The organism is Marivirga lumbricoides (assembly GCF_014636295.1).
GTDB lineage: Bacteria > Bacteroidota > Bacteroidia > Cytophagales > Cyclobacteriaceae > Marivirga > Marivirga lumbricoides.
The window spans coordinates 44737-61608 of sequence record NZ_BMEC01000009.1 but is presented as its reverse complement, the minus strand read 5'-3'; the positions used below and the strand labels follow the sequence as shown (position 1 = coordinate 61608).

Sequence of the window (16872 nt, the reverse complement as noted above, 5' to 3'; positions counted from 1 at the left end):
AAGAGATAACGCATTCTATTTTTTAAGTAATTCAAATTCTGTTTCTAAAACGTCTGATGAATTTGTACCTACATACACCTTGAAATCACCCGGCTCTGCATAGAAGCTCATATCCTGATGATAGAATGCTAAATCATTTTTAGAAATGCTAAATTCTACTTTTTTGGTTTCTCCTGCTTTCAATTCTATTTTTTGAAAGCCCTTTAGTTCTTTCATTGGGCGGGTAATTGTACCTACCAGGTCTTGTATGTATAATTGAACCACTTCTTTACCCGCTACTTTGCCTGAGTTAGATACTTCAACGCTAACAGTGAGGGTGCCATCCATATCCATTGTATTGGAGTTCACTTTCAGGTTATTATATTTAAACGTGGTATAGCTTAATCCAAATCCAAACGGGAACTCCGGTTCATTGCTAACATCCAGATAATTCGATTTGAATTTTTGAAACCACTCACCTTCTAAAGGTCTGCCTGTGTTTTTATTGCTATAATAAATCGGCACCTGCCCTACATTTTGAGGGAAAGTCATGGTAAGTTTACCAGAAGGGTTTACATTACCATACAATACATCCGCTAAAGCTAAGCCTGCTTCCGAACCCGGAAACCATGCATTGAGGATAGCATCAGAATGTGGTATTATTTCATTGAGCACAAGTGGCCTTCCACTTAGTAAAACAACAGCTACTTTTTTACCTGTAGCTTCAAGTGCCTTTAATAAGCGTACCTGAATATCAGGAATGCTGATATCAGTAAGGCTTGAACTTTCTCCTGAACTCTCGGAAGCCTCACCTAATATGGCAACTACTACATCAGATTTTTTCGCTAATTGTACAGCTTCTTTTATCAATTCTTCTTCTGAACGCGAATCTCTATTCGTGTTTTTGCCGAACATACCAATTCGTTTTTCCAGTTCAGGATCTTCTACCAGGTTGGAGCCCTTTGCGTATTGAACTCCCTGAGGGTTTTCAGAAACTTCTTTGAGACCATCATAAATAGAAACAGATTTCATGATGTCAGCACTTACACTCCATGTACCCACCATGTTTTCTTTATTGTTAGCCAGTGGGCCAATTAAAGCTACTTTAGCATCTTTGCTTAGAGGTAAAACCCCTTCATTTTTCAATAAAACCATGGATTCCGCAGCAACCTTTCTGGCAACATTTCTGTTTTCGTCAGAGAAGATTACTTCGGCTGCTCTTTCTTCATTCATGTATTTATAAGGATCATCAAAGAGTCCTAATTGATACTTAGCTTCTAAAATCAGTCTGCAAGCATTGCTAATAGTTTCTTCTGAAACTTTACCTTCTTCCACTGATTTTTTCAAAGTGGTAAGAAAACCTTCACTTACCATATCCATTTCTACACCTGCATTGAGTGCTAAAGCTGATACGTCTTGTAAGTCGCCCATTCCATGTGCAATCATCTCGCTAACGCCTGTGTAGTCACTCACAACAAAGCCATCAAATCCCCATTTTTCCCTTAACACCTCAGTCATTAACCATTTATTTCCTGTTGCAGGTATTCCATCCACCTCATTAAAAGATGCCATGGCTGTTCCCACACCAGCATCTACAGCTGCTTTGTAAGGAGGAAAATAGTCGTTGTACATTCTTAGCCTACTCATGTCTACTGTGTTGTAGTCTCTTCCGGCTTCAGAAGCTCCGTAAAGGGCAAAATGCTTTACGCAGGCTAAAATAGTATTGGCAACTGACAAATCATTTCCCTGGTAGCCATTTACCATGGCTTTTGCTATCTGAGCACCTAAGTAGGGATCTTCACCACTGCCTTCTGAAACTCTTCCCCAACGAGGATCTCTTGAAATATCTGTCATGGGAGAGAAAGTCCATGCAATACCATCAGATGAGGCTTCTTCTGCAGCAATTCTGGCAGACTGTTGAATTAAATCCATGTCCCAGCTGGCAGAAAGGCCAAAAGGAATAGGGAATATAGTTTTATAGCCATGAATAACATCTTTGGCAATGATTAAAGGAATACCCAGGCGGCTTTCTTCCACGGCTACTTTTTGTACAGCCCGGATTTTATCAATTCCATTAATGTTAAAAAGACCACCCACTTTTCCTTCTTTTATTTGCTGGGCAATGCCAGAATTGGTGCTTATTCCTGTGCTTACATCTCCTGCCGATGGTAAGTTAAGCTGGCCAATTTTTTCTTCCAGTGTCATAACTGACAGCAGTGAGTCAATTTTTTCATTTTGAGCTCTTTCAGGATCTTTCTCTGAGGCTTGGATGGTACATGAAGCTGCTATTAATGCAAAAGAAGCAGCGTATAATAATTGTTTGATCATTTTAGTTTACTTTTTAGATTGAGAAAATAGCCAGTCAAGCAATCCGGGTTCAGCGAACGCAGGATCCCAGCTATTATGGTTGGCATTAGGAAATACAGTGAATTTCACGTTAGCTTTTTTGGCTTTTAGGGCAGCTACCATTTCTTTGGAGTAAGAAGGAGGTACAACATCATCTTTAGCGCCATGAAAAACCCATAGATCTACCTTTTTAGCGTATTTTTTAACGGTTGCAGGATCACCACCTCCGCAAATGGGTACTGCTGCAGCAAATGTTTTAGGCTTTCTGTATAGGATTTCAAAAGTGCCCATTCCACCCATAGAAAGCCCCATTACGTAAACTCTTTCTTGCTCTACGAAATCTTTTTTAAGCATGGAATCCAGCAGGTTCATCACAAGGCCTAATGACTTGTTGGGGTCTCCGCTATAGTCAAAGTCAAAAGTATTTCCATTTTCTGATCTGTCCACACCTACCTTTGCCCAGTAGTCGTCCTTCGGGCACTGAGGAAAGATGACAACAGCAGGATTTTTTTGCCTGTTCTGTGCATCCAAAAATAGTTTAGAGCCATGAACAAGTTGTTTTTCATTGTCACTTCCTCTTTCTCCGGCACCATGCAGGAAAAGAAGCAGTGGATATTTTTTTTCAGCACTAAAATTTTCAGGATATAGGATTCTGTAATTGAGGGAATCTTTTCCTTTGATGTAGATTTCGCGCTTAAATGCTTCTTTATCCTGTGCTTGCAGAAAGCTGGAAAAAGATATGAGTATACAAAGAATCGATAGTTTAGTCTTCATAAGTAAATCCTAGTTTGGTTAAGCCTTTTTGCAATTCAGGCACTGTCATAAATAAATCCCATAGTAATCCTGTGCGGTAATTCTCGATCATTACAGGAATAGGACCCTGATCGATAGCCAGGTAACGAGGTACATACCAATCGTGCTCAAAAGAAAAGGCATCATAAGGTCCATAGTTTCCAATCAGACTATCCTGAGCCGGCTGGTACATAAATTTTAAGAATTTCATGCTTTCTTCAGGGGTGTAAGGGAAAGATGACAAGGCCGCTGTAGGGGAAATTACACCTAAATCATCATTTGGATTGTGCCCGGCATAGCCCCTTACGGAATAGCTGGAAGTTAACCCCCACATATTTTCTCCATAACCTTCAAAACCCTTAGGATTGTCTACAGCATATCTGTATTGGATTAAAGCATGGTTTTTATTTAAATCCCAGTAGTTTCCGTATTTATCGCTCAGGCCTTTAGGGTTTAAACCTAAATAGGAGTAGTGAGCCCAAAATAATGGACCTACAGTTTTGTTAGCATGTTCATAATGATCTAATATAGTAGGTAAGCCATAAGCGGTTGTGTCATTTGCAATATCTCCGTTACGCGCCCACCCTTCATGGTAAACTGCCGCATCAATAGGGTGAGTAGGAGAGGAGCCGGCCAATACGTACATAATCAGGCATTCATTATAACCTCCTACAGGGAAATTCATGTCCCAGCCATAATTGGGCGACCAGTGCCAGTAGAGTACATTTTCTCCACCTTTGGTATACCAGTTCCAATCAACTGCCTCCCATATTTTGTTAATCCTGGAAGCTAAGGCTTTTTCCTGTTCATTTCCATTTTCAAAGTATTGCCTCACTGTAAGCAATCCCTGGATCAGAAAGGCGGTTTCCACTAAATCTCCTCCATCATCTTTGCTACTGAAGGCTTTTACCTTACCTGTTTCCCCGTTTAACCAGTGAGGGTAAGCTCCATGAAAACGATCAGCTTTCTCTAGGAAGCTCACCATTTTTTCAAACCTTTGAAGTGCTTCTTCCCTTGAAATAAAACCTCTCTCAATTCCTACTAAAATAGCCATTAAGCCAAAACCGGTTCCTCCTGTTGTTACTATGTGTTTATCGTTGGAAGGATACACATCATCTTCATGAAACCTCTCTCTGGCCAATCCTGAATTAGGCTCAGCGCCCTCCCAGAAATAGTTGAAGGTTTGATATTGCACCAGGTTGAGCAGTGAATCCTCGCTAATTTCAGAAGCCGATGCATCGTTTTCTTCCTCTGTTGCTTTTTTATCAGTTGAAGTGCAGTAACTAAAAAGAAGTGCAATACTGCCAAATAACAAGAGTTTTTTCATGTGTATATATTTTTGTTTTTAATTGTCACATGGAATTCGCGATAAATATTCATCTGGCGGTTGGTATAAATTCGCCTAGAATATTTATGCTCATTTCATGTTTATATTTATTAAATGGTATTAGTTTATTCTCTCCATCTAAGGTTAACAGGGCTTTATTGTAAGCCTCCGAAACCCTCTGTCCGCTAGTAAGTAAATCCAAGTTTTGTTAAACCTTCCTGTACTTCAGGATCAGCCATATATAAATCCCAGATATAGCCTGTTCTATAGTTTTCTATCATAATAATGATAGGTCCCTGATCAATTGCGAGGTATGAGTTAGCATACCAGTCTTTTGTGATATTAAAAGCATCGTAAAAACCATATTCTCCCCAAAGTTTATCTCCCATTAAGTAGTAAAAATGTCTGATGGCTTCCATGGAAGCTTCCGGAGTATAAGGAATAGAAGAAATGGCTGCTGTGGGTGTGATTACTCCTAAATCATTATTCGGAGAGTGAGCAGAATAACCTTCATGATTATCACTGGCGGTTAGTCCCCAAACAGCTTCGCTGTATCCCACATAGTTTAACGGGTTTGCGATACAATAAGCTCTGTTGATCTGTGTATGAGCCGTATTCTGTTCCCAGTAATTAGCATACTGATCTTCCAGGTTGGTAGGGTCCATTCCCAAAAATGAGTAATGGGCAAAGAAAAGCGGACCACCTCTGTTAGAACCGAGCGGCATGGTAATTCCATAGGATTGAGAGCCGTTTTGGATGCCCCCATTTTGTGCCCACCCTTGTTCGTAGACCTCTTTACTGATCGGGTAAGTAGGAGAGGAGGCAGCCAGTGTGTAAATAATCAAGGCTTCATTCCATCCCCTGATTTTTAAATTCATCTGGAAGCCAAAGTTGGGTGACCAGTGCCATGTAAGCACATTTTCTCCTTCTTTTTGGAACCAATTCCATTCTACGGCTTCCCATAGTGCTGTAATTTTATTAATGATGGCAAGTTCATCCGGAACCGATTCATCCAGAAACTGACGAGCAGTAAGGAGTCCCTGAATCATGAAAGCGGTTTCTACCAGGTCAGCGCCATTATCGGTGGTGCTAAAAGCAATGGTGGCTCCGGTATTTCCATTCATCCAGTGAGGCCAGACGCCATGGAAACGGTCTGCCGATTCTAAAAAGGTAACAATTTTGTTGAGTCTTTCAACTGCTTGCTGGCGGGTGATAAAATTTCTGTGTACACCTACTAAAATAGCCATTACGCCAAATCCGGAGCCTCCGATGGTCACTAAATCGCCAGAAGTGTTTCTCTCTCTGGCCAGGCCGCTGTTCGGGTGAGCAAAATCCCAGAAATATTTAAAAGTTTGCTCCTGCACTTTGGTGAGCAGTGCTTCATCAGAGATTTCGGGGAATTTGTAGGTGGAGTCGAGTTGGGTGTAGAATTCTTTTGTGAACCCTGAAAAGCTAAAATCATTAATACTTTTCAGGTTGGTGGAAATTGTTAAAGTATATTTTGCTAAATCTCTGGCAGCTTCTGTTGAGGAGATGGCTAATGTTTTATTTTCATTAGAAAGAGTAAAGCTTAAAGGTAGTTTTGCTCCTTTATTAATGATATTTATAAAGTCATTTAAATCATTTTCAGGATCAAGTGGGTCTGAAAATGTAAGGCTAATTTGTGGGGTAAGTTCAATATTTGTAATTCTGGAAGTGGTAAGAAGAGTTTCCTCACTAATTAAGGCTTCTTCGAGTGTCAAAGCTCCTTCAATAGTTTGAAAGGTATATTCAGCACCAGGAAATTCATTTTCTGCTACTGATTGAACCTGGCCAATTTTTAGGGTATAAGAAGAATTGTTGCTCAAATTTGATTCCGGAATTAATGATACAGTTCTTTCCTGATCTAAATAGCTAATGGTAAGAGGTACTTCAGTGTTAGCTGAATTAAATAGTTTTAGTTCTGTTTCTACAGTTTGTTTATTCAAAGCTTCTGAGAACGAAATGACAACACCTTTATCAATTGGAGCATCTTCAGTGGTTTGATTAGCATTGAGATTTAAGGTGCCAATTCTTACGCTTTGTAATTGCAGTAGCCCTTTCTCTTGTTCTATTGGGTCATCATCAGAACAGGAAATCAATAAGAAAGGAAGAAGTAGGAAGTATTTTAAGTAGTTCATGTGTATATTATTTGATTCTATCGGACACATGGAATAACCCAACATAGTTCTCCGGTAGATTGACTGCTTTTTTCAACCAATTACTCTCGGTTGATAGGCTTAAATTATATTTATTTCACAGTGAGGTAAAAAAAAGCAGAGGCATTTGATGCCTCTGCTAAAATTAAACTAACAATTAAACAATTATGGTCTTTCGGCATTGTAAAGCGTCTGAACTTCTTGTGCTGTTAGAGCAGAACCAAATATTCTGACATCATCCATTAACCCTTTGTAAGTGTTTTGAGCTGTTTTATAATTTGCCCAGTCAGTTGCTCCGTTTGCTCTGCTACCAGCAAAACCAAAAGTTAAATTAGTGTCTATAATATCTTCAACATTACTATCATTTATCGCCATTCCTTTTAAGAAGTATTCTTCAGTCTCAGAATCAATATCTAGTTCCATTAATTTATTACCATCTAAGTAAATTGTTTTTACAGATGTAACTGCATCAAATGCTAAAATTAATTGATGCCAATTATCATCAGCTATCAGTGCTGAAATAGATCCTTCATAATTAAAGGAGATTTGGCCACCAATTGCTCCACTGCCGTTTGGATCACTCCAGTTGACAGCATATTTAAGGTTGTTTGGATCCGGATCTAATTTATGATTAGTAGCTAGTTTTATCCAGGCAACTTCTGAATCACCTAACTCAAAGAAAAATCCTTTTTCAGCAGCCATTCCCATCATAAATTTAGAACTTCCTATAGCTTTATAGTCTTCGCCATCAACCTTAAACCACACAGAAATTGTTCTGCTATCCGTTATTAGAGAGGGATCAGATTCTATTTCTACAATATCACCATTACCTGGAGCACTTGCACCATTAAATTTAGCTGCACCATTTTGAAATCCAAATCTATCAGTAGCATATGTAATTTGCTCAAAAACAGTATTGAATTCGCCTACAGCTGCTTCAGTATTTCCATCGAATTTCCAGTATCCGACTTGTGCTTCACTTTGAGGTGGGACAACTTCAGATCTACCAGCAGTTCTAAATGTTCTTGTAGTACTAGAAAACGTACCACCATCAGATGCGGCTACGGCTGAGGTAATAGTCAGCGTATAGTCAGTTCCCTGAATTAAATCCTCTGTAGGAGTAACTGTTACAACAGAGCTACTTGTAGTCACTGTAGTAGTGGCAGCACTTCCATCACTAGTTAAGGTGACAGATGTAGCTGTAGCTGTAGAAGCATCTACCTCTCTGTCGAAACTTATTTCAAATACAGCGTTAGGAGGAACATCTGTTGCTGAAGTAGCACCGTTGAGGTCTTTAGTTACTTCATCGCCAGTTTCAAGGCTTGTTCCTGTAGCCGAAATAGCTGTCACGGATAATGCCGGAGCACTATCATCATCATCACATCCTGTAAATACCAGTGCACTTAATAAAAAGGCACCGATTAGGTACTTTGTTTTATTTAACATTCTCATAGTTGTTTGTTTATATTTAAAGTTTAATTCCAATTAGGGTTTTGCTCCAGCAGTCCGTTAGTGATATCTCTTTCCGATTGAGGAATAGGGAGTAATTCATGTTTATTGGTTTGAAAACCGAAGGTTCCTAAAACTTCCTCTGCATTACCTGTTCTCACCAAGTCCCAAAACCTGTGGCCTTCCATGGCTAATTCATGACGTCTTTCTTCCAAAATTAAACCCTCTAATAAGTCTGGATCGGTTTCAGTTATGTCCGGAAGAATACTTTCATTGCCTTCTCTCGCTCTCTCCCTTACCTCATTAAGATATACTAAAGCTTGCGCTGCATTGTTACTTCTATTAAGTGCTTCTGCTGCTATTAATAAAACTTCGGCATACCTGATTAATCGCCTGTTATGAGCTGTATTAGAAAAAGGAGTGGTCCCCGGAGTCCATATTTTTTGATTATAGGTTTCTATTTGGCCTGTGGCAGTAGTATCCGGGGTTTGAGAGTCTCCTACTATCTCTATTCCATCCAATACTTCTCCTACAAATATTACCGTAGCCTGCATCCTTGGATCACCAGCTTCAAAGGAATTAATTAAATCCATAGAGGGTCTGTTAGCTCCAATTCCGCGGTTAGGGTTTCCTCTTACTCCTTGTCCGGTAGTATATTCATTATTTCCTGCTGTAACACCTCCTTGTACTCCAATGCCTCCTATTTCAAAGACAGATTCAGAGCCAAACTCGGTTTCTTCTCTAAAAGCGCTTTCAAAAGAAGGTTCCAAATCATACTGTTGTGAGTTGATCACTTCTTCTGCAAAAAAAGCTGCACTATCATATTCTTCCTGATAAAGGTAAACCCGCGCAAGTAAAGCTTTTGCAGCTCCTTTAGTAGCTCGGCCCAAATCATCAGCTGCGTAGTCTGATTTTTCAGGTAGAGCCTCAATAGCTGCTCTTAAATCTGCTTCAATGAAATCGTAAGTTTGTTCAATTGTGGCCCTGGTATAATCCGTCCTTATAGCAGATTCAGTTACCAATGGTACGCCACCATATCCACGGGCTAAATCGGAGTAATATAGCCCTCTCAGAAACTTAGCTTCACCTATATATCTTTCTTTTAAATTTTGATCCATTTCTACTTGAGATACTCTGTCTATAACAACATTAGCTCTGCGTACGCCTGTATAAAGGGCTCTCCACCAATTGAGAACAAAGGGATTGGTAACATTGTGATCGAACACATCAAATGGCTGTAGATCAGCCACTAAATCTCCCGGGCTACTTCCCTTTAATGCATCATCTGACATAATATCATCAATTGGATAATAGCCTCTGTGGTATGTGCCAAATCTAAGTACTTCATAAATTGCATTAGTGGCAGCTAATGCATCAGCAGGATTTGAAGGGAAATTCTCCTGTGTTAATTTATCCTGAGGTGCTTTTTCAAGAAATTCCTCTTTACATGAAAGAAGAAAAGTAGATATTATTATAATTACTAAAATGCTATTCTTAAACATGTGATTTTAATTAAAAAGTTAAATTGACTCCAACAGAATATACACTAGATACAGGGTATGTGCCTTGATCCACTCCATTTATTAGAGTACCACCTGGTACTTCAGGGTTATAGCCAGTAAAATCTGTGATTGTGAAAATATTGTTTCCTCTAAGGTAAACTCTGGCAGTATTAAGCCCGATATTTTCCATTAAAGTGCTTGGTAAGTTATAAGACAAAGTAACTGTTCTCAATCTTAAGAAACTCCCGTCTTGAATATATTGAGATGAAACTCTGTAGTTGTTCCCTCCGTCAGTTGGGCGCGGTTCTGTGTTGCTTGTACCTTCTCCTCTCCAATAGTCGTAAACATGTGCTTCAAAATTATACCTGTCGGGTCTTACGGTTTCTTTATAATTAAGTATCTCATTTCCTTCTTGTCCTTGGAACAGAAGATCTAAGCCGAAACTTTTATAAGTACCTCCTAAGTTGATACCATAGTTAAAATCAGGTATTGGTGAACCAATAAAGGTTCTATCATCTCCATTGAGTACGCCATCATCATTAGTGTCTGCGAAAATTAAATCACCTGGCTGAGTTCCTGCAAAAGTGGGGCGTCCGGCAATTTCGTCTGTATTTTGAAATACTCCTTCTACCTGGTAACCATAAAAAGCGCCAATTGGTAAGCCGGCAACAGTTCTGGAAATAACATTATTGTTTATATTTCCAAGTAATTCATCAGAACCTTCCAGTCCGCTAACTTCCAGTACTTCATTTTTTAGTGTTGCACCATTAAATCCCACATAGTAAGTGAAATCCCCGATCTCATCCTGCCAGTTAATATTAAATTCAAATCCTCTGTTTCTTACTTTTCCTGCATTATAGAAAACTAAGTCGGTTCCGTTGCCTAAGTATGCAGGTACAGGTAGATTTACTAAAAAACCATCAGTATCCCTGTTGTAGAAATCTAGCTCTGCAGTTAATCTTTCCTGATAAAAACCGAGTTCAAGCCCTATGTTAATTTGTTCAACGATCTCCCATCTCAAATCAGGATTTCCAAATCCGGCATCTGATTGGCCAAAATATAACTGTTCCGGAGAACCGAAAACACCATTTAAATTATTGTTAACCACATTATAAGCAGCTAAGTAATCTATTTTATCGTTTCCAACTCTTCCCCAGCTTCCTCTCAATTTCATATTTGTAATTACATTTGGGAAGTTTATAAAATCTTCGTTGATAATATTCCAACCTAAACCTACAGCAGGGAAATCACCATATTTATTGTCTCCTAGGAATTTAGAAGACCCATCTCTTCTATAAGTAAGTGTAGCTATATATCTATTATCATAGGAATAATTGAATCGAGCCAAATAGGAAATCTGATTGTAGAAATCATTAATGTCTCTTATTCCATTTTCTATTGTTGCCGGATCAATATTTCCAGGGTTGATATATCGGAAATCTTTTCCATCCCTAATTAAATTACGAGCAGTAATATTAAACCTTTCATTAGAGACTTCCTGTACTGTATACCCTACTACAGCATTAATTTGGCTTTTTCCAATCTGCTTATCATAATTTAATGTGTTTTCCCAAATGATAGAAGATCTTCTGAAGTTATTCTTGGTGAATCTGCTTTCCGGGTTTTGCTGTTGAGATTGACCTACTGCGAAGACTGGAACAAAGGACTCATTCTCTTCTAAAAATAACTCAACGCCTAAGCTGGATTTCAACTTAAAGCCATCTAAAAAATTAACCTCTCCATACACCTGTCCCACAGTAGTAAAACCTCTGGTCACATTATCTGTATTGTAAGCAAGATCTGCCAAGATATTGCCCACACTAGGCACAACATTAAAGTCTCCACTTTCCGTGTAAGGTTCAATAATGGGCCAGGCTCTGTAGGCATTAAAAGGAGCATTGTTAATTGTATTATTTCGCTCGAAAGGAGAAATCGTAAGGTTAGTGCCTAATGAAAAATATTCTTTAGGAGAGTATTTGTCATTTAACTTCATCGTTATCCTTTGATATCTTGATTCAGGAAGAGTACCTGATTGATCGAAATACCCTAATGAGAAGAAATATTGATTTGTTTCAGATGCACCGGAGATTGATACCTGATGATTTTGTACTGGAGCAGGCTCAAAAATTAATTCTTGCCAGTCGGTATTAGGTAGTACATCCAGATTGTTGTAAGTTCCAGGATTTATTGCATTCACTACTTCTGCAAATTGTCTTCCATTTAGAAGGTCTATTCTATTCTGCTGCACCTGGATACCAAAATCAGAATTTACTGAAATGGAGGCTGCTTCCCCTTTCTTTCCTAATTTAGTGGTGATAATAATAACTCCATTCGCTCCTCTGTTTCCATAGATGGCCAATGCAGAAGCATCTTTTAACACTTGCATTGATTCTATGTCTTTAGAATTCAAAAAGGAAATATCATTTAATATCACTCCATCTACCACATATATTGGAGATGGGTCACCGGAAGTGCCGACACCCCTTATTCTTACATTGGGGGAACTACCTGGTGCTCCGGAAGAATTCGTAATTTGTACACCTGCCACTTTACCTTGTAAAGCATCTACAGGGTTTACTGTTGGCACTGTTACTAATTCTTCTCCTTTTATAGAACTTACAGAACCTGTTAAATCACTTTTCTTTACAGTTCCGTAACCAACCACTACAACCTCAGAAAGTGTTGCAATGTCCTCCATCATCTCAACATCAATAACAGAGCGACCGTTAACAGGAATCGTTTGCGTGCTATACCCTATAAAAGAGAACTTTAACTCTGCATTTTCAGGAGCTTCTAAAGAATAATTTCCGTCTAAATCTGTAACGGCTCCATTAGTTGTGCCTACTATTTGAATAGAGACCCCAGGTAATGGCTGAATACCATTACCATCGTTTGCAGTCACTTTACCAGATACAGTGTTTTGGCTATAACCATAAGACACTGTAAAAAGGGTGAGTAAAAAAATCAGTACTTTTTGTTTCATGTGTTTTGTAATTGTTTTTGTTGTCACAATAAATATTCACGTATTGCTACATTGTCTTAAAAAAAAAAATGGAGTGATCCGCTCATATTTATGTATACTTTAAACGATTGAAATAGATTAATAATCTCGAATTTTAAATGAAATTAGAGTAATCATTTGATATTGGCAAAGCAATTAACTTTAAAATATTCAATTTGGAGCTGAAGGGATTATGTTTTTAAGAGTCGTTTTTCACGTTTTAAAAACATTAATAAATCACCTATTATACTGATAAGAATGAATAATGTTTTTTATTGTCATGGAAAAAAAACATTTTAAAGTACAAATTGAAATATTGGAAAAGTGATATAATTATTGAATGTCAATGAAGTTTATTGACCTTTCATAACCGAAATGAAGTAGCTCGTTTAAATAAGTTTTTCCGTTTTTAGAGACTTCATCTTCAATTTTGTGCTTGAATTGCCATACGGTATTTCTTCTCATTTCCAGAATATTGGCCATTTCATCAAGCGTATGGTTTTCCTCGTTCAGGTAGGAGTACACTATAAACAAAGCTTTGGGAAGCGGAAATTTGATGCCTTTGAAAATAGTAAAGGCTGTTGGGCTTTCATTATAGCCACATTTTGTACATCTTCTGGCATAGGTGCTGCTGTCTTCAATATACTTTTCATTGTTGCATTTCTGGCAATGGTAATCTTTTCTCCATTTAAAAGCAGCTAATATATCAAGGCACCACTCCTTGCTTTTGAAAATCTCAAGAAATTCAGCATAAGTCAGGTTTCTTTTGAGCAGCCTTTCTTTCTGTACCTTTTTTAAATTGTTTTTCAATCGCCAATTGTCCAGGTCAAGCATAGAGTTAATTTCTGCTATTTCCCGCGATTGCCTGATAATGGTATGGTTGGATTCCTCCAATTGCTGGTTTTTAATGCGCAAGTCCTCTGTTCTTTGCTCTACTTTTTGCTCCAACTCCTTATTAATCCGGTTGATGACCTTAGAGTTTTCTTCATGTTGCTGCACAATTCGTTTCAAGGCTTTGTCTCTGTTGTCCTTTAAGATACGTACCCTGTCCGATAGTGCAAAAGTCAGGAAAAGCATTTCCAGGATAAAACAAAGATGCAGGCTATAATAAGTAAGAATATTAAAAGGAATGATGGACTGCATCAGCAGCGCTTTCAGCAGAAAGCCTACAAATAAAAAACCGTAGGCTACTACGAAAAATCGTGCAGGTTGGTAGCCCCTAATTAGTACCAGGATACCCGCCAGGAATATAAGCGATAATGGAATGATTTCGATGTTTCTTAAGCGAAACAAGGAATTGTCAATAAACAGGGCTGCCAAAAACAGAAGAATTCTTAAGATTAATACTAGGTGAATAATCTTATGCAGCCTGGGCGATCTTACCTTGGTGTTAAGGAAAATTTTTGAAAACAGGATAGACCAAAATATGATGGAAAATAGAGCCACTCCGTAGGCTTTCTGGTTCCATTCAGGTTGATTGGGCCAAATATACTGATAGGCAATGCCATCAATGCACATGGCGTAAAGGCCTACACTTAAAATATACAGGGTATAGTAGAGGTACTTCTTTTCTTTAATCGCCAGAAAGATGAGGATGTTGTATAGAGAGATGATGATAATCATTCCGTAGAAGATGCCATAGATCATGTACTCGCTAAGGCTGTACTGGATAAACCTGTCTATCTTTTTAATGGCTATGCGGATATCGGCATATTGGGAATTATTGATTTTGAAATAACATATATAATCTGAACCGCTACTTAATAGGATGTCAAAATTTTTATGTTTAAGACTTTTATCACTGAATGGATAGGCATCGCCCAGTTTTACCATTTCAAATTCCTGCCCGTTTTGGCTGATGTAGGCGTTGATGGAATCAATCGTTTGATCATAAAATTCCAGCACATAATTTTCTTTCTGCTCCGGGAGTGATAGTTTGAGCCTTACCCAATAGGTAGAATTTCTATCATAATCTTCCGGTTTAAACCGGGGCGAGTGGATGAACCTGGACTGAAAAGCCTGGCTTTGAATAGTTTCTAAGTTGATTTGGTTGGTGCTGTCTTCAAAATAGTAGAGCTCATTAATACTTAAAATTGTTTCTGCCTGCCCGGGAAGTATAGTCAGCGTGTTTTGCTGAAAAAGGAGCGAGAAACAGAAAATCAGGTTAAAAAGCATTTACTTATCAGGAATTTTCTACAAATTTTGTTAAAATATGTTAAATATAGTTAAAAAATCAGTTTTTAGTTCCTGTTGTGTAATGTAAGGTACTATCTAAATGTTTGCATTAAGAAGAACTCTCAGCAGGTGTGTAGCCGTAAAATGGTTCTTAACTCTTGATTGGCTTGTTTAGAAGGGTTAGTGGACGGCATAGGTATTCTGATTTTATTCTTTTGTCTGCTATATAACAAGACTTGATTTCCTTCAATGGAAAACTATTCTATCTCGAAAAACACCCCTGTAGTCCCAGCCAGCTGGCTGGGACAACCGCACAGATTTAAATCAGCAGGAAAACTTTGGCTTTACCACTATTTTCTGCTGCATCAAAAGGTTTGTTATTTCCCTTGAGGTTCAGTTCCAAGGCTGTGATGACTTGAGACAAAAGAAACAACGCCAAAGGCACCCTTATGGGAAAAATCAATTCGCCAGCTGGCGAACAGCCGCAGCACTCAACGCAGTCCGGATTTTTATCCGCGCGCGCTTTCGTCTTAGGGGACGATTGGGAGAGAGGTATTGAATAAAGATTGATTATATGAGGATAAGTGCTTTTTAATATTTTATTGTTAAATGATTCTATTCAATTTTCCCTTCTCTTCTTTAAAGAGAAGGGTGTCAACAACCGGCAATTGGCGGTTTACGGGATTGCTTACAAGTCTTTTTAAGTCCTTTAAATTTACGTGTTAGGTGAATTATATGCTATAAAGAAGTATGTAAGTAATGTAAGATTTTCTCAGATAGCGAATATTTCTTTAGTGATATTTTGGAGCTTCTAAGAAAATATTCCTATGTTTAAAGAAAAAAACTTGCTACGGTAAAAAGCAAAGAATGTTTCAGTCAAAAAATTACCCTTCTTTTCCATCCTTCGCTTTAAAGCATCTTCTTATAAGTCTTGTAATGTTTTGGCTGATTCAGCCTCTGCATGCGCAGGTTACTGCTGAAAAGTCCGATAGCCTCTTTCATTCTGTAGATAGCCTTTCCAGAGAAATTAAAAAGCCCGGTCAGCCCATAGATACTTCCCTCCATTCATTAAGTGACTCGATCAACAAAAATATTTCTGTGGTCACTGATTCACTTTCTTTCGCGGATGACAGCTCTTTCAGGAGAACCCAAAAGCTAATGCCTGTTGGAAAAAAAGATTTAGCGGAACTAAAAGGCGTCTCTTTCCCCACAGAAAGTGTAGCGAAGCTGCAACTCCCTGCTGAAAGTATTCATTTGCCTTCTGCAGCAGGTACCTTAAAAGGCCAGCTCCTTGAAAAACCATTGATAGCTACTCCCTTAAAAGAAACGAAGCAGGTAAAAGCGCAATTGGATAGTGGCAACTATGAAGCATTGGAAAAAAAATCCGAAGCTTTGCTGGTGGAGCATGTGGATGAATTTAAAGAACTCAATGATTTACAAGCTGAAGGAGATCTAGGCTCCGAATTAGGAAGTGGCAAGTCAGTAGAATGGGATCCTTCCAAAGTGGCAGCCTCCCGGCAAATAGCAGAAAAGTTAGGCGGGCATGCCGATAAGATTCAATCTGCATTGAAGGGTATGGAAGGGATGAAGCAAAAGTACAGCAAAGTAAACCTGATGAACCCGAACGGGCCTGTGCTGACTGAGCTGGATAAAAGGCCTGTAGATCGCTGGCAATTTGGACTTGGTCTGGAAGCCAAATGGATGAACGGGCTGCTCTTAAAAACCGCTCCACTAGTGGCTTATAAATTCACGAATAAATGGTCGGTTGGCTTAAGCGGCACAGCAGATATTTTAGTGTACCACAAAGATTCACTGGCAGCCAAATTCAACAGGGAAATCTCTTACAGAGTGTTCAGCCAGTACAAGTTTTACAAAAACATTTTTGCCCATATGGAATTTGAGCAGCCCTATGCTACCAAAAGCGAAGAGCTAAGAAAGGACTGGTACGATCTGAATCCGCTACAGCCCAAAGGCTGGTTGGGCATGGGCATAGAATACAAAATATACAAAAAGCTGAAAGGCCAGACACAGGTATTGTATAATATAGTTCCCCCTGATTATACAAAACCCTCAGAAACCAGGTGGGGGGTAAGGGTTAATTTGATAATTAACTAGTAAAATATT

General features: G+C 38.6%; 9 protein-coding genes. 1 reads left to right on the top strand and 8 read right to left on the bottom strand.

Annotated elements, in window-relative coordinates:
- Positions 1 to 15: 15 nt before the first annotated feature.
- The 8 genes from bglX to IEV85_RS14230 form a co-directional block, all read right to left on the bottom strand.
- Complete coding sequence (bglX, locus tag IEV85_RS14265; RefSeq protein ID WP_188464544.1) at positions 16 to 2307, bottom strand: beta-glucosidase BglX; 2292 nt, start codon at positions 2305 to 2307, stop codon at positions 16 to 18.
- Between the two features lie 6 nt (positions 2308 to 2313).
- Complete coding sequence (locus tag IEV85_RS14260) at positions 2314 to 3099, bottom strand: carboxylesterase family protein (protein ID WP_188464542.1); 786 nt, start codon at positions 3097 to 3099, stop codon at positions 2314 to 2316.
- Positions 3089 to 4444 (bottom strand): glucoamylase family protein, encoded by a 1356-nt coding sequence (locus IEV85_RS14255; protein WP_188464540.1) that lies wholly within the window; start codon positions 4442 to 4444, stop codon positions 3089 to 3091. The genes IEV85_RS14260 and IEV85_RS14255 overlap by 11 nt, the downstream gene beginning before the upstream one ends.
- Before the next feature lie 185 nt (positions 4445 to 4629).
- Complete coding sequence (locus tag IEV85_RS14250) at positions 4630 to 6603, bottom strand: glucoamylase family protein (RefSeq protein ID WP_188464538.1); 1974 nt, start codon at positions 6601 to 6603, stop codon at positions 4630 to 4632.
- Positions 6604 to 6786: 183 nt separating this feature from the next.
- On the bottom strand, positions 6787 to 8067 hold the full coding sequence (locus IEV85_RS14245) for an Ig-like domain-containing protein (RefSeq protein ID WP_188464537.1): 1281 nt from the start codon (positions 8065 to 8067) through the stop codon (positions 6787 to 6789).
- Positions 8068 to 8096: 29 nt separating this feature from the next.
- Positions 8097 to 9572 carry a RagB/SusD family nutrient uptake outer membrane protein gene (locus IEV85_RS14240; RefSeq protein WP_188464535.1) on the bottom strand — a complete coding sequence of 492 codons (1476 nt, stop codon included), beginning with the start codon at positions 9570 to 9572 and terminating at the stop codon, positions 8097 to 8099.
- Positions 9573 to 9582: 10 nt separating this feature from the next.
- Positions 9583 to 12555 (bottom strand): SusC/RagA family TonB-linked outer membrane protein, encoded by a 2973-nt coding sequence (locus tag IEV85_RS14235; RefSeq protein WP_188464532.1) that lies wholly within the window; start codon positions 12553 to 12555, stop codon positions 9583 to 9585.
- A 351-nt stretch (positions 12556 to 12906) separates the two neighbouring features.
- The gene (locus IEV85_RS14230) at positions 12907 to 14748 is read right to left on the bottom strand and encodes a 7TM diverse intracellular signaling domain-containing protein (protein ID WP_188464530.1); all 1842 of its coding nucleotides are present in this window, start codon (positions 14746 to 14748) and stop codon (positions 12907 to 12909) included.
- Between the two features lie 867 nt (positions 14749 to 15615).
- On the opposite strand from IEV85_RS14230, the gene IEV85_RS14225 reads away from it, so the two are divergent.
- On the top strand, positions 15616 to 16863 hold the full coding sequence (locus tag IEV85_RS14225; protein WP_188464528.1) for a hypothetical protein: 1248 nt from the start codon (positions 15616 to 15618) through the stop codon (positions 16861 to 16863).
- Positions 16864 to 16872: the final 9 nt, after the last annotated feature.